This is a genomic window from Mycobacterium persicum (assembly GCF_002086675.1).
Taxonomy (GTDB): domain Bacteria; phylum Actinomycetota; class Actinomycetes; order Mycobacteriales; family Mycobacteriaceae; genus Mycobacterium; species Mycobacterium persicum.
On sequence record NZ_MVIF01000004.1, the window covers coordinates 20,626 to 41,433 of the forward strand.

The following is a 20,808-nucleotide window of genomic DNA, read 5'->3' on the forward strand; positions in this document are numbered from 1 at the left end:
GCCCCGGTGTACGGTGCGCTGGTGACGGCAGCTGACTCCACTCGAACCCGCCTCCGCGAATCGATGTTGGCCGCATTCCGTCCCCGCACCGGCGCACCGAGTACGGCGTCGATCGTGCGGGCGGCGCTCTGGCCGGCAGCCATTCTGTCGGTGCTGCACCGCAGCATCGTGTTGACCACCAACGGCAATATCACCGACGACTTCAAGCCGGTCTACCGCGCGGTGCTGAACTTCCGGCATGGCTGGGACATCTACAACGAGCACTTCGACTACGTCGACCCGCATTACCTCTACCCGCCCGGCGGCACGCTGTTGATGGCGCCGTTCGGGTATCTGCCCTTCGCGCCGTCGCGCTACCTGTTCATCTCCATCAACACCGTGGCCATCCTGGTCGCGGCGTACCTGTTGCTGCGGATGTTCAATTTCACGCTGTCCTCGGTGGCCGCGCCCGCCTTGTTGTTGGCCATGTTCGCCACCGAGACGGTGACCAACACCCTGGTGTTCACCAACATCAACGGCTGCATCCTGCTGCTCGAGGTGCTGTTTCTGCGGTGGCTGCTCGACGGCAGAGTCAGCCGTCAGTGGTGGGCCGGGGTGGCCATCGGGCTGACGCTGGTCCTCAAACCGCTGCTGGGTCCGTTGCTGTTGCTGCCCGTGCTGAACCGCCAGTGGCGGGCAGTGGTGGCCGCCATCGTGGTTCCCGTCGTCGTCAATCTGGCCGCGCTGCCGCTGGTGAGCCACCCGATGGACTTCTTCACTCGCACACTGCCCTACATCCTGGGGACCCGCGACTACTTCAACAGCTCGATCCAGGGCAACGGCGTGTACTTCGGTCTGCCGACGTGGTTGATCGTGTTCCTGCGGTTGCTATTCACCGCACTCGCCGTGGGTGCGCTGTGGCTGCTATACCGCTACTACCGCACCCGCGACCCGCTGTTGTGGTTCACCACCTCGTCGGGCGTGCTGCTGCTGTGGTCGTGGCTGGTGATGTCGCTGGCCCAGGGCTACTACTCGATGATGCTGTTCCCGTTCTTGATGACAGTGGTGCTGCCCAACTCGGTGATCCGCAACTGGCCGGCATGGCTGGCGATCTACGGGTTCATGACGCTGGACCGCTGGCTGTTGTTCAACTGGATGCGGTGGGGCCGCGCCCTGGAGTACCTGAAGATCACCTACGGTTGGTCGCTGCTGTTGATCGTCACGTTCACCGTGCTCTACTTCCGTTACTTGGATGCCAAGGCCGAAAACCGGCTGGGCGGTGGTATCGACCCGACCTGGCTGACGGCCGAGCGGGAGCGCGCGCGGTGATCGCAAGCGCGGGGGACGCAACGGGTCACCGCCATTGGCGCTAGCGTGGACGTATGACGCGTCCGAAGCTGGAACTGACCGACGACCAGTGGCGCCAAAGGCTCACCCAGCAGGAATTCGACGTCCTGCGCAGGGCCGGCACCGAGCGACCCTTCACCGGCGAGTACACCGACACCAAAACCGAGGGCATCTACCAGTGCCGGGCCTGCGGTGCCGAATTGTTCCGCAGCACAGAGAAATTCGAGTCGCATTGCGGCTGGCCGTCGTTCTTCGACCCGGCGAGCTCCGAAGCGGTCATCCTGCGTCCCGACCACTCGCTGGGGATGACGCGCACCGAGGTGATCTGCGCGAACTGTCACAGCCACTTGGGTCATGTGTTCGCCGGTGAGGGTTATCCGACGCCAACGGATCAGCGTTACTGCATCAACTCCATCTCGCTGCGGCTGGTCCCGACGGGCTAGCTTTCGCCGAGGCGGTAATTTTGCAGACCCTTACTCGCACTTTCACTGCAGAATTACAGTTTCGGCGGATCCGCCCAGCGGCATCCGTCAGTCCAGCCGAGTGGCGTGCACTTCCCAGAACGGAGCGTGTACCCGGCCGCCAACCAGCCATGGTTCCATCGCCCGGAACCGTTCCAGCATGGGCCGCACCTCGTCGGCCATGTCGGGATTTCGCGCGGCCATCATCTCGATCGATTCGACGCTCAGATTGATCTGGTAGCTCGTCGGCCCCAGGTAGGTGATCACCCAGCCGCCGACCGGCAACACGTCGCGAAAGTCGCTCTCCGACAACGACCGCGCCATGGTGAACCCGTTGATGTCGTGCTCGCCGAACTCGAACATGTACAGGCGAGCGCCCGGTTTGGTCGCCCGGTGCAGCGCCTGCACATAGGACTTCTGTAGCTCCGGCGCGGTGCTGAAGGTGTGGTAGAAGGCGCAGTCGACGACGGTGTCGAACCGGCCGTCCAGCCCTTCCAACTTGGTGGCGTCGGCCACCCGGAAGTCCACCGACACGCCGGCGTTGCGCGCGTTGTCCCGGGCACGCTCGATGGCGGCCGCCGAACCGTCGATGCCGGTGGCCGAGAGGCCCTTGGCGGCGTAGTAGATGGCATGGTGGCCCGGCCCGGTGCCCGGGTCGAGCACCTCCCCCTTGATCGCGCCGAGGGCGACGAGCTGCTGGACCACCGGCTGCGGGCCGCCGATATCCCACGGCGTGGCCGCCGGAAGGCCGTGCGCGACGCGGTCGTCGCGATACATCTCCTCGAAGCGGGTGGGATCGGCCGGGTCAGGAGCGGTCATGGCAGCGATCCCACGAGCTGCTCCACCGGCACCCGCGGCCCGCTGAAAAACGGCGTCTCGGCGCGGGTGTGCCGCCGGGCGTCGGTGGCCCGCAGCTCCCGCATCAGGTCGACGATGCGGTGCAATTCGGGGGCCTCGAACGCCAGGATCCATTCGTAGTCGCCCAGCGCGAACGCCGGCACCGTGTTGGCCCGCACGTCCTTGTACTCGCGGGCGGCCATGCCATGCTCGGCGAGCATCCGGCGACGCTCCTCGTCGGGCAGCAGATACCACTCGTAGGACCGCACAAAGGGATATACGCAGATGTAGGCACCCGGCTCCTCGCCGGCCAGAAACGCCGGAATGTGACTCTTGTTGAACTCCGCCGGCCGGTGCAGCGCCACACTGCTCCACACCGGCGTGCAGACCCTTCCCAGGGCGGTGGTGCGCCGGAAGTCGGCATAGGTGGCCTGCAGTGCTTCCACCCGCTCGGCATGGGTCCAGATCATGAAATCGGCGTCGGCGCGCAGACCGGCGACGTCGTAGAGGCCGCGCACCACCACGCCGCGTTCCTCCTGCTGCTTGAAGAACATTGCGGCGTCATCAATCACGGCGTCGCGTTGCTCACCGAGTTCGCCGGGACGCACCGCGAACACCGAGAACATCAGGTAGCGGATGGTCGCGTTCAAGGCGGCAAAGTCTAGTTTCGCGTCTAGTTTCGCGTCGGGGCGTGCCATGGCACCTATCGTGCCACTTGTGCGACCGGGCCTGCCCCGGGCCTCACAAGGCGTCGACGATGCCGGTGACCGCCCGGCCCGCGGCCGCCACACAGGCCGGCACCCCGATCCCGTCGAGGTAGCTGCCCGCCACGGCCAATCCCGGAGACAGGCCGGCACGCACCTCGGCGACCAGATCCGCGTGACCCGGCCCGTATTGCGGCATCGCCTGGATCCAGCGCTGCACGCGATATTCGATCGGGTCCACGGTCACGCCGAACACCGTGGCCAGGTCGTCGACTGCCCAGGCCAGTAGCTCCTCGTCGGACTCGCGCTCGGCCAGGTCGTCGCCGAAGCGGCCGAACGACAGCCGCAGTAGTTGCGTGTCCCCACGGGGGCCCCACTTGCGTGACGACAGCGTGATCGCCTTGGCGCGTAACCGCTCGCCGCTGGCCACCAGCACACCGGAACACTGCGGAAACGGGGTGTCGAGCGGCACCGCCAGCGCCACCACGGCCGACGAGGCACTCCTGATCCGGCGGGCGGCCGCGGCGCTACGCGGCGCGATGTCGTCGACCAATGGCACCAGGCGCGGCGCCGGGATGGCCAGGATCACCGCATCGGCGTCCCAACGACCTCCGGTGTCGTCGTGCAATTCCCAGCCCTCACCGCTTCGGCCGATCTCAACCACCGCGGCGCGCACCCAATTCAGTCGGCTACCGGCGACCAGCTCGTCGACCAGCACCCGGTAGCCGCCGTCCAGGGCACCGAATACCGGTCCAACACCGGCAGGCGGCAACGCCTGCCGAACCGCGTCGGTCACGCTGGCGGCGCCGCGATCGAGCGCCGCCGCCACGCCGGGGGCCGCGGCGCGCAACCCGATCGTCGCCGCCGAGCCCGCATACACCCCGCACAGCAGCGGATCCACCGACCGTGCCACCGTCTGCTCGCCGAACCGGTCGGCCACCAACTCGGCCACCGCGGGATCGCTACCCGGACGCCAGCAAAACGGCCGACCGGGCTCGCTCTCGATGCGTGCGATCGTGGCCTCGTCGACGAGGCCCGCCAGCGACGACGCCGACGACGGAATTCCCACCACCGTGCCCGACGGCAGGGCATGCAGCTGCTGCCCGCTGTAGATCAGCGGCCGAGCACCGGTGGTGGCCCGTTGCCGGCCGGCCAGGCCGAGCTCGGCCAGCAGCGCCGGCACCTCGGGCCGGCGCAGCACGAACGCTTCGGCGCCCAGATCCATGGGTTGTCCGCCGACCAGCTCGGTGCGCAGTATCCCGCCGAGCCGGTCAGCGGGATCGAACACCGTGATCGTCGCGTCGTCACCGCCGGCCGCCCGCAACCGATAGGCCGCCGTCAAACCCGAAATACCGCCGCCCACAACACAATATGTGCGCCGACTCATAGCGAGTGGACCAGCGAGACCAGTTCGGTCAGTACCCCCGGATCGGTCTGCGGCAGCACTCCGTGGCCAAGGTTGAAGACGTGCCCGGCGGCGCCCGCGTCGACGGCACGGCGTCCGTCGTCGACGACGGCGCGGGCGGCGCGTTCCACCACCGGCCAGCCCGCCAGCAGCAGCACCGGATCGAGGTTGCCCTGCAGCGCGGTACTCGGCTGCACCCTGGCGGCCGCGTCGGCCAGCGCGGTGCGCCAGTCGACGCCGACGACGGTCGCCGTTGCGGGTTTGAGGGCCTCCGACATGGCGCCCAGCAGCTCGGCCGTGCCGACCCCGAAATGCGTCATCGGCACGCCGTGTTCGGCCAACGTGGCGAACACCCGTGCGCTGTGCGGCAACACGTATTGGCGGTAGTCGACCAGCGACAACATTCCCGCCCAGGAGTCGAACACCTGAATGGCGTCCACGCCGGAGTCGATCTGTCCATGCAGAAACGCGATGGTGAGGTCGGTCAGCTTGCTCATCAGCGCATGCCAGCTGGCCGGCTCGGCCAGCATCATCGCCTTGGTGCGGACGTAATGGCGGCTGGGTCCACCCTCGATCAGGTAGGACGCCAGTGTGAACGGCGCACCGGCGAAGCCGATCAGCGCGACGTCGCCCAGCGCCGCCACCAACAGCCGAACGGTTTCCATCACCGGCTGAATCGCTTGTGGGTCAAGGGGTTTGATGCCGTCGATATCGGCGGCGGTGCGCACCGGGTGGGCGATCACCGGACCGACGTCGGCGACGATGTCCAGCTCCACGCCGGCCGCACGCAACGGCACCACGATGTCGGAGAACAGGATCGCCGCGTCCACACCGTAGCGCCGTACCGGCTGCAGAGTGATCTCGCAGGCCACGTCCGGCTCCAGACAGGCGTCCAGCATGCTGTGGCGTTGGCGCAGCGCCCGGTACTCGGGCAGCGACCGGCCGGCCTGCCGCATGAACCACACCGGCACTCGGCTGGGTTTGCGGCCGGCCACCGCCGCCAGATAGGGCGAATGCGGAAGCTCGCGTCGGGTACGCGCAGGAGTATTCACTGGCCCCAATGCTGCCATGACGGGCCCGTAGGCAGGTGTGCCCTCCGGGTTGTTTGGGTACTGCCCAATACGGCGGTCGCCGCATTGCGCGGAAATCCGCCCCTCGAAGACCCATAGATGGCAGGCAAGGAGACGGGTTCATGTTGCTGACTCGAGATTCGGCACCTCGCGGGCATGTGGTCGAGGAGGCGGAGTATTTCGTCGACCGGGTGTTGCGCAATATCGCCCACGGTCGCTTCGAGCGGTCGCTGTCGGGCTTGACGGCGTTTGCGGCTCTGGTGACCACCGCGGAGGTGTACTTCGAGCACTATCGCGCCAGCTTCGGCAACAAATGGATGTGGAGCCCGATCGTCGTCACCCCGCCGGTGGTGGTTGCCGGGGTGGGCGGAGTGTTCTCCAAGCGCTGGGCCAAGCGGTGGCTGCCGGTGACCGCGGCGGTATATGCGGCGAACGGCCTGTTGGGCGAATACTTCCACGCTCGCGGTGTGGCGCGCCGCCCCGGCGGTTGGCGGCTGTACAACTACAACGTGCCGATGGGTCCGCCCATCGCCGCGCCCGGCCTGATGAGCATCGTCGGGGCGATGGGTCTGCTGGCGGCGGTCCTGCGGCGGGAGAAGTAGCGCCGTGCCTGACATCTCGGACGGGCACCACCTGCCCAAACTGCGACCGGACGGCAAGCCGCTGCATCCGTCCTGGCTGCCGCGCCAGCGCCGCGGCACCACCCCGCAGATGATCGGCCGCTATCCCGACTACGACGTGCTGTCGACCGCCGACACCTGGGACGAGGCCACCCGAAAAGTGGTGCTGGCCCGCCTGGAGAAACCGGGGCCGTTACGGTTCTTCGACGAGTCGCAGGAGTCGACGCTGCGCGCGTTCTGCGACACCGTGTTGGCTCAGGACGCCGAGCCGCGGATACCGGTGGCCGAATTCGTCGACGCCAAGCTCGCCGATGGCCGGCTGGACGGCTATCAATACGCCGACATGCCCGACGACCGCGACACCTGGCGGCTGGTGCTCTCGGGTCTCGACGAGGCAGCCCGCGCCGCGGGCGCGGAGTCGTTCGCGGCGGCCGACCTCGCGACCCGCGAATCGGTGGTGCAGCGGTTCGCCGACGGCGAGCTATCCGGCGGCAGTTGGGAGAAGTTGAACGTCTCCCGGGCCTGGTCGGTGGTGATGCGGATGACGTTGAGCGGCTTCTACAGCCATCCGTGGGCCTGGAACGAGATCGGCTTCGGCGGCCCGGCCTATCCCCGCGGCTTCATGCGACTGGGCGGAGTGGGCAGCCGTGAGCCCTTCGAAGCCCCGGGAGCCACCTCCGAAGACCCCGTCAGGACCGTCGAACAGGAACACATCAATGGGTGATTTCTGGCGCGGGCTGCTCAAGGGCTCGCTCGGGCCGCGCGACAACGATTCGCGGTTCCTGCTCGACGTGCACTCCCGTGATCTGCCCGGCGAGTCCACCATGCGCCGCTACTCCGACGACGAGGAGGTCGATCTGGTGGTCGTCGGGGCCGGCGCGGGCGGTTCGGTGCTGGCCCAGCGGCTGGCGCGGGCCGGCTGGCGCATCGTCATTTTGGAGGCCGGCCCGTTCTGGCACCCGGACGAGGACTGGGTGTCCGACGAAACCGGCTCCCACGAGTTGTACTGGACACAGAAACGGATCATCGGCGGATCGGATCCGGTCGAGCTGGGCAAGAACAACTCCGGGCGCGGCGTCGGCGGGTCGATGGTGCACTACGCCGGCTACACGCCGCGCTTCCATCCCAGCGACTTCGAGACCTTCACCCGCGACCGGGTCGGCGCCGACTGGCCGATCAGCTACGCCGACCTGCGGCCGCACTACGAACGCCTGGAACTCGAGCTGCCGGTGGCCGGTCAGGACTGGCCGTGGGGTGATCCGCATCGCTATCCGCATGCGCCGCATCCGGTTTCGGGCGCCGCGATGAAGCTGTGGGAAGGCGCGATGCGCCTCGGCATCGAGATGCGGGTCGGCCCGGTCGGCATCGTCAACGGCACCTTCGGCAACCGGCCGCACTGCATCTACCGCGGTTACTGCCTGCAGGGGTGCAAGGTCAATGCCAAGGCCAGCCCGTATGTCACTCACCTACCCGACGCGCTGGCCCACGGCCTCGAGATCCGGGCGAACTGCATGGCCAGCCGGATCGAGCTCGACGCAAACGGAAATGCAAGCGGGGTAACGTATTTCGACGAGGTCAGGGGCCGTGAGCGGTTTCAGAGGGCCAAGGTGGTCGCGGTGGCCTGCTATTCGATCGAAACTCCGCGGTTGTTGCTCAATTCCACCAGTGCGCGGTTCCCCAACGGCTTGTGCAACAACCACGACCAGGTGGGCCGCTACGTGATGGTGCAGGGCGCCTCGCAGACCGCGGGCCGCTGGCCGGAGGAACTGCGGATGTACAAGGCGCCGCCGCCGGAGGTGTCCTCGGAGCAGTTCTACGAAACCGATCCCGACCGCGGTTTCGCCCGGGGGTTTTCCATCCAGACCGTCTCGCCGCTGCCGATCGGCTGGGCCGAGCATGTGCTCGCCGACGGGCATTGGGGCGCCGCACTGCGCGAATACATGCGTGACTACAACCACTGGTCCACGATCGGTGTACTCAACGAGCTGCTGCCACACGAAGACAACCGCGTCACCCTCGCCGACGAGACCGATCAATACGGGCTGCCCGTGGCCCGATTCGACTACAACCTGTCGGACAACGACAAGGCCAACATGGAGTACTCCACCCAGGTGATCACCAATATCCTGCACGCCGCCGGCGCACAGGACGTGTTGACCATCCAGCGTTTCGCTCACCTCATCGGTGGTGCCCGGATGGGCAGCGACCCCGAGAGCAGCGTCGTCAACTCCGACCAGCGAAGCTGGGCGGTGCCCAACCTATTCATCGCCGACGGTTCGGTGTGCCCCACCCAGGGCAGCGCCAACCCGGCGCTGACCATCATGGCGCTGGCCTCGCGGCTGGCCGAGCGGATCGTGCGCGGTGACGTGCAGGCAGACACCCTGGTCGGCAGCCGATCGGCCCGTGCGTAACATCCAGGTATGTCAGTGCGCCACCCGCCTGTCGACTACGGCGAGTTCCCAAGTCTGCGAATAGAACCCGCCGATAACGGCGTCCTGAACCTGGTTCTGGACTCCCCCGGGACTGAATTCGGTCGGGCCGCAGATGCATCGCGACCTGGCCGACATCTGGCCGGTGATCGACCGCGACCCGGCCGTGCGGGTGGTGCTGGTCCGCGGCGAGGGCAAAGCATTTTCCTCCGGCGGCAGCTTCGACCTGATCGACCAGACCATGGGCGCCTATGAAGACCGGGTCCGCATCATGCGCGAGGCCCGCGATCTAGTGCTCAACCTGGTCAACCTCGACAAACCGGTGGTCTCGGCGATCCGCGGTCCGGCCGTCGGCGCGGGTCTGGTAGTGGCGCTGCTGGCCGACATCTCGGTGGCGGGCCGGACGGCGAAGATCATCGACGGTCACACCAAGCTCGGGGTGGCCGCCGGCGACCACGCCGCGATCTGCTGGCCGCTGCTGGTGGGTATGGCCAAGGCCAAGTACTACCTGCTGACCTGTGAGCCGCTTTCCGGTGCGGAAGCCGAGCGCATCGGCCTGGTCTCGACGTGCGTCGACGACGACGACGTGCTTGCCACCGCGACCCGCCTTGCCGAGAATCTGGCGCAGGGCGCCCAGCACGCGATTCGCTGGACAAAACACAGTCTCAATCACTGGTACCGCATGTTCGGGCCCGCCTTCGAAACGTCGCTGGGCCTGGAATTCCTCAGCTTCAGTGGCCCTGACGTGCGCGAAGGACTGGCCGCGCACCGCGAGAAGCGCCCGGCGCGATTTGGCGCCGGTTCCGGGGGCTGAGCATGATTCGGCGCGCCTGTCTGCGCGTGTCGGACGTTAGGTCTACCGTCGGATTTTGTGACCCGCGCCGACGATATTGCGGAGCGCAGCGACGAGCAGGAGCCAAGCTCGTGACCGCAGCCGAACCGGCCCCCTTCCGCGAGGCGGTCGCGGCCATGAACGCTGTCACAGTACGCCCGGAGATCGAGCTCGGCCCCATCCGTCCGCCGCAGCGGCTGGCGCCCTATAGCTACGCACTGGGCGCAGAGGTCAAACATCCCGATCTCGACATCGTCCCCGAGCGGTCCGAGGGCGACGCGTTCGGCCGGCTCATCCTGCTCTACGACCCGGAGGGCTCCGACGCCTGGGACGGCACCATTCGCCTGGTCGCCTACATCCAGGCAGACCTGGACTCACAGGAAGCCATCGATCCGTTGCTGCCCGAGGTGGCGTGGAGCTGGCTGGTGGAGGCTCTCGAGTCGCGCACCGAGCACATGACCGCTCTGGGCGGCACCGTCACCGCCACCACCTCGGTGCGCTACGGCGACATTTCCGGACCGCCGCGCGCCCACCAGCTCGAGTTGCGGGCGTCGTGGACGGCGACCACGCCCGAGGTGGGCAGCCACGTCGAGGCGTTCTGCGATGTTCTCGAGCATGCCGCGGGCCTACCCCCAGCCGGGGTCATCGACCTGAGCTCGCGGTCACGCGCCTGACATGTGCCCCGACCCGTCTCCCGCGGAGACCGAACCGTCGGGCAGCACGGCATCCGGGCCCACGCCGCTGCTGCGGCCGGCGCACGGGATGCCGGACCTCTCGGTGACCGTCGGCCAGATCGAGGCGGCCGCCGAGCTCTTGGACCGCGGCCACGGGCCTTTTGCGGTGGACGCCGAGCGGGCATCCGGTTTTCGCTACTCCAACCGGGCCTATCTGATCCAGATCCGGCGGGCCGGCGCCGGCACCGTACTGATCGACCCGGTCAGCCACGGCGGCGACCCGCCGGCCGTGCTGGCACCGGTCGCCGAGGTGCTCAGGGACGACGAGTGGATTCTGCACTCCGCCGATCAGGATCTGCCGTGTCTGGCCGAGGTCGGCATGCGACCCTCGGCGCTCTATGACACCGAACTGGCCGGACGGCTGGCCGGATTCGATCGGGTGAACTTGGCGACCATGGTCGAGCGGCTGCTGGGGATGGGGCTGGCCAAGGGCCACGGTGCGGCCGACTGGTCCAAGCGTCCGCTGCCGCCGGCCTGGCTGAACTATGCCGCCCTCGACGTCGAGCTGCTCATTGAATTGCGCGCAGCGATCTCGCAGGTGCTGACCGAACAAGGCAAAACAGGTTGGGCCGCAGAGGAATTCGAGCATCTGCGGACATACGAATCGCGGACGGCCCCGGCGGCGGCGCGGCCGGACCGCTGGCGCCGCACCTCCGGTATCCACAAGGTGCGCGACCGTCGGGGTTTGGCCGCGGTTCGCGAGCTGTGGCTGGCCCGCGACCGAATTGCCCAGTTGCGCGACATCGCGCCGCGCCGGATCCTGCCGGACTCGGCCATCATCGAGGCGGCCGTAGCCGACCCGAGATCGGTCGAGGACCTCGTCGCTTTGCCGGTGTTCGGCGGGCGCAACCAGCGTCGCAATGCCGCGATCTGGCTGGCGGCGCTGGAAGCGGCCCGGGAAAACCAGCATCCGCCGGAGGTCACCGAGTCGGCCAATGGGCCGCCGCTGCCGGCGCGGTGGAGCAGGCGGAAACCCGATGCGGCCGCACGGTTGGAGGCGGTGCGGGCGGCGCTGGCAGAACTGTCGCAGCGGGTGCGGGTACCGACGGAAAACCTTGTTGCACCCGAGTTGGTGCGACGGCTGTGCTGGGAATGGGCCGGCCCCCGGGATGGCGCCGCCGACGCGATCGACGAGTTCCTGCGGGCCGGCCACGCGCGGGCGTGGCAGCGTCGACTGGTGGTGCCGGTGCTCGCCGCGGCGGTGGCCCGGGCCCATGCCGAACCCTCGAGCGACGACAGCTAGTCGAGATGCTCGCTGATCTCAGACGCCGGCCCGAGCGTCCGGCCGTACCCGCCCGTTTCTGAGTTCCCCAGCGCGGCGACCCAACCGGTGATGCGCCGGGCCACGTCCTGGTCGGTCAGCCCCAGATCGGCCAGCACCTCACCCCGTGAGGCGTGATCGAAGAACTCCTGCGGCAGCCCGACGTCGCGGCATGGCACGTCGACCTCCGCGCGCCGCAACGCGGCCGACACCGCCGAGCCGACGCCGCCGTTGACCCCGTTGTCCTCGAGCGTGACCAGCAGCTTGTGCCGCACCGCCAGCTCGCGAACACTGTTGGAGACCGGCAACACCCAACGCGGGTCGATCACCGTCACCCCGATGCCCTGAGTATGTAGCCGCTTGGCCACCGCCAACGCCATCGAGGCCAGCGGGCCCACCGCCACCAGCAGCACATCGTGGTTCAGGCTGTCGGCCGGCACCGCCAGCACGTCCACCCCGGCCCGCCGCTCCAGGGCCGAAATATCCTCGCCCACATCGCCTTTCGGGAACCTGAGGGCCGTCGGCCCATCACTGATGTCCAGCGCCTCACCCAGTTCCTCACGCAGCCGGGTGGCGTCGCGAGGTGCGGCCACCCGGATGCCGGGCACGATGTTAAGCATCGACAAGTCCCACATGCCGTTGTGACTGGGGCCATCCGAGCCGGTGATGCCGGCGCGGTCCAGCACCATGGTGACCGGCAGCTTGTGCAACGCCACGTCCATCATGATCTGGTCGAATGCGCGGTTCAGGAACGTCGAATAAATCGCGACCACTGGGTGCATCCCGCCCATCGCCAGCCCGGCGGCCGAGGTGATCGCGTGCTGCTCGGCGATACCGACGTCGAACAACCGATCCGGAAAGCGCTGCCCGAATGCCGTCAGCCCGGTCGGCCCGGGCATGGCCGCGGTAATGGCAACGATGTCGCGGCGTCGCCGGCCGTAGTTGATCAGCGCGTCGGAAAAGGTGGCCGTCCAGCCCGGGCCGGCCGCCTTGGTGGCTTGCCCGGTGACCGGGTTGATCGGGACCGTGGAGTGCATCTGCTCGGCCTCGTCGGCTTCGGCCGGGGCATAACCCATGCCCTTACGGGTGACCACATGCACGATCACCGGGCGGCCGAAGCCACGCGCCTTGCGCAGCGCGACCTCCACCGCCCGTTCGTCGTGCCCATCGACGGGTCCGACGTACTTCAGTCCGAGGTCGGTGAACATCAGCTGCGGCGACAGCGAATCCTTGATGCCGGCTTTGACGCTGTGCAGGAAGTGGTAGCACACCTCACCGACCAGCGGCACCGCCCGCACCACGTCACGGCCCTTCTCCAGCATCTGCTCGTAGGCCGGCTGCAGCCGCAGCGTGGCCAGATGATCGGCGACGCCGCCGATGGTCGGGGCGTAGCTGCGGCCGTTGTCGTTGACCACGATGATCACCGGCCGGTGCGACCCGGCGATATTGTTCAGCGCCTCCCAGCACATACCGCCGGTGAGCGCGCCGTCGCCTACCACCGCGACCACGTGCCGATTGCGGTGCCCGGTCAACTCGAACGCCTTGGCCAGGCCGTCGGCATACGACAATGCCGCGCTGGCATGGCTGGACTCCACCCAGTCGTGTTCGCTTTCGGCGCGGCACGGATACCCCGACAACCCACCCTTTGTGCGCAGGCTTTCGAAATCCTGGGCACGTCCGGTCAGCATCTTGTGAACGTAGGCCTGGTGGCCCGTGTCGAAGATGATCGGGTCGTGCGGTGAATCGAACACCCGATGCAGCGCCAGCGTCAGTTCCACGACCCCCAGGTTCGGCCCGAGGTGTCCCCCGGTCGCGGCAACCTTGTGGATCAGGAACTCGCGGATTTCCTGGGCCAGCTCCCGTAGCTGGGCCTGGGAAAGGTGCTGCAGATCGGCGGGCCCACGGATCTGTTGCAGCATCTCGCCAGTGTACGCAGCAAGGGCCCATTTAGCCCTCGTGCGCGACCTTGATAACGTCAGTGGCCGGTGAGCCGGGAAGCCTGGTCGGCGTCGAGTGGTACCAGCAACGTCCGACGACGCGAAAGAACATCATGGCCACAACAGAGCTGACCGCGACCAGAAAAGCGACGTATCGTCGCCATATGCGGGCCGAGGATATCGCCGAAGATTTTCCGGTTATCGACATCAATTCGAACGCGCTGGACGCGGCTCGCCTGCTGGCCGAGCACGGCCTGCCCGGGCTGCTGGTCACCAAGCCGTCGGGCACGCCCTACGCGGTGTTGCCGGCCTCCCAAGTGGTGCGATTCCTGGTGCCCCGCTATGTCCAGGACGATCCTTCGCTGGCCGGCGTGCTCAACGAATCAATGGCCGACCGCTGCGCCGAAAAGTTGAGCGGCAAGACGGTTCGCGATGTGTTGCCCGACCACCTGGCCGAAGTTCCGCCGGTCAATGCCGACGACACCATCATCGAGGTGGCCGCGATCATGGCCCGACTGCGCAGCCCGTTGCTCGCGGTGGTCAAGGACGGCAAGTTGCACGGGGTGATCACCGCATCGCGCCTCCTAGCAGCGGCGCTGCAGCGTTGATCGCACGGGATTCGGCGACAGCACAGGCAACTATCCGATGAGCGTGTTCGCGCTCGCGGTCTTTGTGGTTGCCTACGCACTGATCGCCAGCGAACGCGTCAACAAGACGCTGGTGGCACTGACGGGCGCAGCAATCGTGGTCGCGCTGCCGGTCATCAACTCCGAGGACGTCTTCTATTCCCACGAGACCGGAATCGATTGGGACGTAATCTTTTTGCTGCTGGGCATGATGATCATCGTCGGTGTGCTGCGCCAGACCGGGGTGTTCGAGTACGTGTCGATCTGGGCGGCCAAGCGGGCCCGGGGGTCGCCACTGCGAATCATGATCCTGCTGGTCCTGGTCACCGCGATCGCTTCGGCCCTACTCGACAACGTCACCACGGTGTTGCTGATCGCCCCCGTCACGCTGCTGGTGTGCGACCGGCTGGCAATCAACGCCGCTCCGTATTTGATCGCCGAAGCGCTCGCCTCCAACCTCGGCGGCACCGCGACATTGGTCGGCGATCCACCCAACATCGTGATCGCCAGCCGAGGAGGCCTGAGCTTCAACGACTTTCTGATCCACTTGGCCCCGATCGTCGTGATCGTGGTCGCGGTCTTCACCCTGATGCTGCCGCGGCTGTTTCCCGGTGCGTTCGCCGCCGACCCGGATCGGGTCGCCGATGTCATGCAGCTGGAAGAAAAAGAGGCCATCCGCGATCACGGGCTACTGATCAAGTGTGGTGTCGTCCTGGTCGCGGTGTTCGCGGCGTTCATCGCCAACGAACCACTGCATATGAAGCCGTCCATGGTGGCGCTGGTCGGCGCCGGGATCCTGGTCGTCGTCTCCCGGCTGGAGCAGTCCGATTATCTGTCCAGCGTCGAATGGGACACGCTGTTGTTCTTCGCCGGCCTGTTCATCATGGTCGGCGCTCTGGTGAAGACGGGTGTCGTCAAGCAACTGGCGGAGTTGGCGGTCACCGCGACCGGCGGCAACGCGTTGTTGGCCACGATGGTGATCCTGGCCGCTTCGTTGCTGATCAGCGGGGTCGTCAACAACGTTCCCTATGCCGCGACCATGACCCCGATCGTCGCCGAGCTGACACCGGTGCTCATCGACCGGGGAAACCCGGACGTGCTGTGGTGGGCCTTGGCGCTGGGCACCGACTTCGGCGGCAACCTCACCGCCATCGGCGCCAGCGCCAACGTCGTCATCCTGGGCATCGCCAAAAGGGCGGATAATCCCATCTCGTTCTGGGAGTTCACCCGCAAAGGCATTGTGGTGACGACCATGTCGCTGGCGCTGGCAGCGCTATACCTCTGGGTGCGCTACTTCGTATTGGGATGACCGAATCGGAGCGGAAACGATGAAGGACAGCCGATGAGCGTCATCGCCATCGCGATATTCGTGGTCGCCTACGCGCTGATCGCCAGCGACCGGGTCAGCAAGACCCTGGTGGCGCTGGCGGGGGCCGGGGTCATGCTCGCGGTTCGAGTCGTCGGCTCGCACGACGCGTTCTATTCGTCGGAGACCGGGATCGATTGGGACGTCATCTTTCTGCTGCTCGGCATGATGATCATCGTCGGTGTGCTGCGCCAGACCGGTGTCTTCGAGTACGTGGCCATCTGGGCGGTCAAACGCGCGAAAGGTTCCCCGCGCCGGATCATGATCCTGCTGGTGCTGGTCATGGCGGTCGGCTCGGCCATGCTGGACAACGTCACCACGGTGTTGTTGATCGCGCCGGTCACGCTGCTGGTATGTGACCGACTGGCGATCAACGCGTCGCCGTTCCTGATGGCCGAGGTCTTCGCAGCCAACATCGGCGGCGCGGCGACGCTGGTGGGCGATCCACCCAACATCATCATCGCCAGCCGAGCGGGGTTGACGTTCAACGACTTCCTGATCCACATGGCGCCGATCGTGCTGATCGTGCTCGTCGTCTTCGTCGCCCTGCTGCCCGTGCTGTTCGGCTCCATCGCGGTCGCTGCCGACCGCGTCGCCGACGTCATGTCGCTGGACGAACGGGAAGCCATCCGCGATACCAGATTGCTGATCAAGTGCGGCGCGGTGCTGCTGCTGGTCTTCGCGGCGTTCGTCGCCCATCCGGTGCTGCACATCCAGCCGTCGGTGGTGGCGTTGCTGGGCGCCGGCGTCCTCGTCGTGATCTCGGGACTGGGACGCTCAGACTATCTGTCCAGCGTCGAGTGGGACACCCTGTTGTTCTTCGCGGGGTTGTTCGTCATGGTCGGCGCTTTGGTGAAAACGGGCGTCGTCGACAAGATGGCGCGGGCCGCGACCGAATTGACCGGCGGCAACGAAACACTCACGGTGTTTTTGATCCTGGGCGCCTCAGCGCCGGTGTCGGGCATCATCGACAACATCCCGTATGTGGCCACGATGACCCCGATCGTCACGGAGTTGGTCGCAGCCATGCCGGGTCACGTCCACCCCAACACGCTGTGGTGGGCGCTGGCGCTGGGCGCCGACCTCGGCGGCAACCTGACCGCGGTGGGAGCCAGCGCCAACGTCGTCATGCTCGGAATCGCCCGGCGCGCAGGCACTCCCATCTCGTTCTGGGAATTCACCCGCAAAGGCGTTGTGGTCACTGCGGTTTCGATCGCGTTGTCGGCAATCTACTTGTGGCTGCGTTACTTCGTGCTGGGTTAGCCGGGGGCCAGTGAGCGCCCGCCGAGACTGTACTGATGGCGTCGAGACCGCGCCCACGGCGCGCCAAGTGCCTTGGCGCGCACGCTCATCGCAGTCTCGGCGCGGGATCGAGCCTCGGCAGCGCAATGACGACTACCGGTGCGGTTTGCGATCTTCTTGTTTGACACGAGTTGCTTCTCGGCCGCGCTGTCCGGTTCGACCGATGCGCCGCGTCTGAATGCGTGCTCCACTGATTCGGTATCTGGACATTGACCGGGTTTAGTGTGCCGGTCAGCGGGTATCTCACTCACCCTAAGCGTGCAAGGGCAGCACGGCTGCCCTGGTTGCACGCGGTGCCGAGCGATAGGGCATGGGGGCCGATAGTGTGCGAGATGGCAGAGAAGGTACGGCGGGCGATAGCGGCCTATTCCGGTTCTCGGTACTCGCCGTCAACAGCGTGGCGCGCTGGAGTTCAACACAACCGCAACGTTGAAGGGTATCTGCAGCGGCGGCAACACCGGCCATGGCGTAACCGCGGATCATGACGTAACCGCGACCTTTACGCCGTCGACAAACGCAAGCACTTTGCTTTGCCGACCCGCTTATCACTGTTGGCATCACACCGCATAGTGGTTCACTCACCGACCAACGGGCTGGCCAGACTCACGCCGCTGCGGCGCCAAGCTGGACGCAAAACATCGTGATGACTTAAACGCCCTGGGCCAGAAGCTGTTTCGGCTATGTGCGGGTTGTTTCACATCACTTAGCGGGAACGACGCTTGCCCGCACACGCCAAACCGAATCGCAGCCCATTCGCTAACCGGAGGTTGCAAAAATGGATTTTGGGTCGTTGCCTCCCGAGGTCAATTCCAGCCGCATGTATGCCGGCCCCGGATCGGGACCGATGGTGGCCGCGGCCACGTCCTGGGACACGCTCGCCGCCGAACTGCGCTCGATGAGCACTGTCTACCAAGCGGTGATCTCAGCGCTGACGAGCCAGGGGTGGCAGGGGTCGGCATCGGCCGCGGTGTTGGGCGCGGTCGAACCATATATCGCATGGCTGTCCGCCACTTCGGCGCAAGCCGAACAAACCGCCGCTCAGGCCAGGGCCGCGGCGGCGGCCTACGAGACGGCGTTCATGCTGACGGTGCCGCCGCCGGTGATCGCCGCCAACCGGGCACAGCTGGCCACGCTGGTGGCGACCAACTTTTTCGGCCAGAACACTGCCGCGATCGCAGCCACCGAAGCCCAATACGGCGAGATGTGGGCCCAGGACGCGACCGCGATGTACGGCTACGCCGGCTCGTCGGCAACGGCGGCGAAGGTGACGCCGTTTACCGCGCCCCCGCCGACCACCAACCCAGCCGGCCTCGCGGGCCAGGCCGGCGGGGTTACCCATGCGGCGAGCATGGCTGCGGGCAGCCACCCCCAGCTGCTCTCCAGCATGCCTGCGGCGTTACAGGGACTTGCTTCGCCGACGGCGCCTGCGCCGAGTTCACCGTCACCGTTGTCGATGCTGAAAATGCTGGAGACCGCGGTTTCCATCGCTGTCTCGGGAACCGCTGCAGCGCTGACGGCGACCGCGATCCCGGTCGTGCTAACAAATATCGGTTTCGTGTCAACCAATATCGGACTCACGTCACAGAGCATCCAGCAAAAGGAGCAGCAACAGCGTCAACAGTCCCAACCGCCGCCCGGGTCAACGTCAGCTTCGGAAAGCAGGCTGGTGTCGGGAGGCTCGGCGGCCAGCGATAGCGCGGCGGGCATGGGGCGGGCGAAAGTCGTTGGCGCGCTATCGGTGCCGCCTAGTTGGACCACGGCAGCGCCGGTCAGACTGCTCGCGGCGGCGTTGCGGGACGCCGGACTCAGCGCCGCCCCGGCCGCATCGGTACCCGACCTGCCCGGTGGCCCGGCTCTTCCGATCGCGGGCATGGCCGGCGCCGGCCTCGGCGGTGCCGCCGGGGGCAGCCTGGCTGCAGCAGCGCGCGGCGACAAGTCGGGCGGCGACAAGTCGGGCGGCCGCAACGATTACCGCTCCGCAATCGCTGCCACCTTGGGGCTGCCGGCGGAGCGGGCCGGCGATGCCGCCGCCCCGGATTTCACCGCCGGGTCCGCAGGGAACCAAGATCCCGAGAGCGTGATCCTGACCGGATTCGAACGCGAAATCGTTGCGCTGGTGCGCCGTTACACCGAAGGCCATCGACCATGACGCGCCGGGCCATAGATAACACCGCCGAAATCACCGTCGAGATCTGTTGATGCGATCCGAATGGAGTCTGAAATGTCCCTTGTCAGCACGCAACCGGAGAGTCTGGCAACAGCGGCGGGCGATTTGCCGGCCATCGGGTCTGACATGGCCGCTCGGAACGCGGCGCCGGCAGGTGCGTTTCATCCTTTGGGTACGTCGCCTCGTTGACCCGCCGGTGCGGGTGCTGATCCGCTGTGGTCACGTTGATCAACGCAACTTAAGACGTTGCAGGCTCACCCGCGACGACCTGGACCCGATCCTGCGTGAACATGGTCACGACACAACTGATGACATTCAGTTGGCCCTTTTCGAGACCAAGGGAGTGGTGTCGATCCTCACCGACGACCACTGTTCACATGGGCCCGCGTAGGCAGCGGTACTGTCTTGTCCCCACCAGCGATGGTCTGCCGCCAAATGAGAATGGTTCTGCCGTATGGACTTTTGTGGCGTCGCTGTTCGCGCCAGACGGACCGATCAACCGCAACCAAGTCGGTGCGCTCGCGCCGCGGCAGTCGCACCGAGCTCATGAGTCGCCGAGGTCGCCAGCGCGGCCGCAGCCTACCGCCGGCCGAGCGGAGCAAACCGCCGGCCAAGCCATGGCCGCCGCTACCGCCTACGAGGAGGCGTTCGCGACGACGGTCCCGCCCGCCGTGATCGCCGCAAACCGCGCCCACCTGGCCGTGCTGATGGCGACAAACCTTCTCGGCCAAAACACTCCGGCGATCGCCGCTACGGAAGCCGATTACGCCGAAATGTGGGCCCAGGATGCCGCCGCCATGTACGGCTATGCCAGCAGCTCGGCCGCCGCCACGGCGTTGACGCCCTTCACCCCGCCAGCCCCGGCCACCGACCCCGGAGGAGTGGCCGGTCAAGCTGCCGCGGTAGCCGATGCCACGGCTACCGGCGCCACCACCCAAACGACCGCCGTGCCTATCTCAGCCGTGCCGCAAGCGCTGCTGAGCCTCGCATCGCCTGCGGCGTCGACGGCCGGGTTGCAGCAGACACTGCTCAGTGCGACGTCGATTCCGGCAGTGGGTGCGATGTCTTCCTTGGCGGCACCGGCCGCAACCGCCGACCCGGCTTTGACCGTAGCGCTGATCGGTTTGGGGGTAGATCTTTTCGCTGCGTTCATCATCAATTCGGCCGGCTCGTTCGGTATCGATTCGGCCGGCTCGTTCGGTATTGATTCCGCTGGCATAGGAATCGCCTTGCAGGCAGCAGAGATCGAGACAAAGGGCGCATTTCCGGGCTTGGGCATGCCGACCGCGGCGAGTGTGGGTCAGGCCGTCCCGGTCGGCGCGTTGTCCGTGCCGCCTGGATGGGCCACGGCAGCCCCGGCATACCGGCCCGTTGCCCTGGCGCTACCGGCCAGCACCGCCGGGCTTGCCAGCAACGTGGCGGCAGGCAGCTCGGCAGGCCCGCTCAGTGACATGGCGCTGGCCGGTATGGCCGGCCGGGCTCTCGGCAGCACTGCCGGTTTGCGCCGCCGTGATCGGGGGGTGTTGAGTGCTGATGAGCCCGCGGAACCCAGCTACCGGGCAACCAAAAGCCCGATAACCGGCATCGCTGCCGAACTGCGCGAGCTGGCCGGCCTGCGGGATTCCGGAATCCTCACCGATGAGGAATTCGCCCGGCAGAAGCAACGCCTCCTCGATCGGTAAGCCGTGTTCGCGGGCGAGGACATGTCATGAGGCCGACGACCAACTCCCC

General features: G+C 66.9%; 18 protein-coding genes and 2 pseudogenes. 15 read left to right on the forward strand and 5 right to left on the reverse strand.

The annotated features are described in order from the left end of the window. Window positions 1–6: 6 nt before the first annotated feature. Together aftC and msrB are read left to right on the forward strand one after the other, a co-directional pair. Window positions 7–1,308: an arabinofuranan 3-O-arabinosyltransferase gene (gene aftC, locus BST40_RS02610; protein WP_083153345.1), complete on the forward strand. Its 1,302-nt coding sequence runs from the start codon at window positions 7–9 to the stop codon at window positions 1,306–1,308. 53 nt (window positions 1,309–1,361) lie between these two features. Then, on the forward strand, window positions 1,362–1,769 hold the full coding sequence (gene msrB, locus BST40_RS02615) for a peptide-methionine (R)-S-oxide reductase MsrB (RefSeq protein WP_075550004.1): 408 nt from the start codon (window positions 1,362–1,364) through the stop codon (window positions 1,767–1,769). An 87-nt stretch (window positions 1,770–1,856) separates the two neighbouring features. On the opposite strand, the gene BST40_RS02620 is transcribed toward msrB, so the two are convergent. From BST40_RS02620 to hemE, 4 genes are read right to left on the reverse strand one after another with little or no spacing between them, the layout of a single operon-like run. Beyond that, a complete protein-coding gene (locus tag BST40_RS02620; RefSeq protein ID WP_075550003.1) occupies window positions 1,857–2,606 on the reverse strand; it encodes a class I SAM-dependent methyltransferase in 750 nt (249 codons plus the stop codon). Next, the gene (gene hemQ / locus BST40_RS02625; protein ID WP_075550002.1) at window positions 2,603–3,322 is read right to left on the reverse strand and encodes a hydrogen peroxide-dependent heme synthase; all 720 of its coding nucleotides are present in this window, start codon (window positions 3,320–3,322) and stop codon (window positions 2,603–2,605) included. The genes BST40_RS02620 and hemQ overlap by 4 nt, the downstream gene beginning before the upstream one ends. 43 nt (window positions 3,323–3,365) lie before the next feature. Further along, entirely contained in the window at window positions 3,366–4,715 is a 1,350-nt protein-coding gene (locus BST40_RS02630; protein ID WP_075550001.1) for a protoporphyrinogen oxidase, read from the reverse strand. Continuing rightward, window positions 4,712–5,803, reverse strand: coding sequence for a uroporphyrinogen decarboxylase (gene hemE / locus BST40_RS02635; protein ID WP_083153347.1), 1,092 nt, complete (start codon window positions 5,801–5,803; stop codon window positions 4,712–4,714). The genes BST40_RS02630 and hemE overlap by 4 nt, the downstream gene beginning before the upstream one ends. 122 nt (window positions 5,804–5,925) lie before the next feature. On the opposite strand from hemE, the gene BST40_RS02640 reads away from it, so the two are divergent. The 6 genes and pseudogenes from BST40_RS02640 (at window position 5,926) to BST40_RS02665 (ending at window position 11,661) form a co-directional block, all read left to right on the forward strand. Next, the gene (locus BST40_RS02640) at window positions 5,926–6,405 is read left to right on the forward strand and encodes a hypothetical protein (protein WP_075549999.1); all 480 of its coding nucleotides are present in this window, start codon (window positions 5,926–5,928) and stop codon (window positions 6,403–6,405) included. A gap of 4 nt (window positions 6,406–6,409) precedes the next feature. Next, a complete protein-coding gene (locus BST40_RS02645) occupies window positions 6,410–7,147 on the forward strand; it encodes a gluconate 2-dehydrogenase subunit 3 family protein (protein WP_075549998.1) in 738 nt (245 codons plus the stop codon). After that, window positions 7,140–8,834, forward strand: a complete 1,695-nt coding sequence (locus tag BST40_RS02650; protein ID WP_083153349.1) for a GMC family oxidoreductase — start codon at window positions 7,140–7,142, stop codon at window positions 8,832–8,834. Before BST40_RS02645 ends, BST40_RS02650 begins: the two co-directional genes overlap by 8 nt. Before the next feature lie 9 nt (window positions 8,835–8,843). After that, window positions 8,844–9,666, forward strand: a pseudogene (locus tag BST40_RS02655) (enoyl-CoA hydratase/isomerase family protein). Window positions 9,667–9,723: 57 nt separating this feature from the next. Beyond that, window positions 9,724–10,358 (forward strand): annotated as a pseudogene (locus tag BST40_RS02660) (DUF3000 domain-containing protein). Window position 10,359: 1 nt separating this feature from the next. Continuing rightward, window positions 10,360–11,661: an HRDC domain-containing protein gene (locus BST40_RS02665; RefSeq protein ID WP_075549994.1), complete on the forward strand. Its 1,302-nt coding sequence runs from the start codon at window positions 10,360–10,362 to the stop codon at window positions 11,659–11,661. On the opposite strand, the gene dxs is transcribed toward BST40_RS02665, so the two are convergent. Further along, window positions 11,658–13,598, reverse strand: coding sequence for a 1-deoxy-D-xylulose-5-phosphate synthase (gene dxs / locus BST40_RS02670; protein ID WP_075549993.1), 1,941 nt, complete (start codon window positions 13,596–13,598; stop codon window positions 11,658–11,660). The two genes, BST40_RS02665 and dxs, sit on opposite strands and share 4 nt — an antisense overlap. 182 nt (window positions 13,599–13,780) lie before the next feature. Between dxs and BST40_RS02675 the strand changes: the two genes are divergently transcribed. From BST40_RS02675 to BST40_RS02700, 7 genes are all read left to right on the forward strand, one after another. Continuing rightward, window positions 13,781–14,224 carry a CBS domain-containing protein gene (locus BST40_RS02675; protein ID WP_075550031.1) on the forward strand — a complete coding sequence of 148 codons (444 nt, stop codon included), beginning with the start codon at window positions 13,781–13,783 and terminating at the stop codon, window positions 14,222–14,224. Window positions 14,225–14,261: 37 nt separating this feature from the next. Beyond that, window positions 14,262–15,551, forward strand: a complete 1,290-nt coding sequence (locus BST40_RS02680) for an ArsB/NhaD family transporter (RefSeq protein WP_075549992.1) — start codon at window positions 14,262–14,264, stop codon at window positions 15,549–15,551. Window positions 15,552–15,584: 33 nt separating this feature from the next. Then, window positions 15,585–16,871 (forward strand): ArsB/NhaD family transporter, encoded by a 1,287-nt coding sequence (locus tag BST40_RS02685; protein WP_075549991.1) that lies wholly within the window; start codon window positions 15,585–15,587, stop codon window positions 16,869–16,871. A gap of 814 nt (window positions 16,872–17,685) precedes the next feature. Beyond that, a complete protein-coding gene (locus BST40_RS02690) occupies window positions 17,686–19,059 on the forward strand; it encodes a PPE family protein (protein ID WP_083153351.1) in 1,374 nt (457 codons plus the stop codon). Between the two features lie 72 nt (window positions 19,060–19,131). Further along, window positions 19,132–19,266, forward strand: a complete 135-nt coding sequence (locus tag BST40_RS31385) for a PE domain-containing protein (protein ID WP_142276700.1) — start codon at window positions 19,132–19,134, stop codon at window positions 19,264–19,266. After that, entirely contained in the window at window positions 19,232–19,468 is a 237-nt protein-coding gene (locus tag BST40_RS02695) for a YetF domain-containing protein (protein ID WP_176357461.1), read from the forward strand. The genes BST40_RS31385 and BST40_RS02695 overlap by 35 nt, the downstream gene beginning before the upstream one ends. After that, window positions 19,455–20,759 (forward strand): PPE family protein, SVP subgroup, encoded by a 1,305-nt coding sequence (locus BST40_RS02700; protein WP_279629010.1) that lies wholly within the window; start codon window positions 19,455–19,457, stop codon window positions 20,757–20,759. Before BST40_RS02695 ends, BST40_RS02700 begins: the two co-directional genes overlap by 14 nt. Window positions 20,760–20,808: the final 49 nt, after the last annotated feature.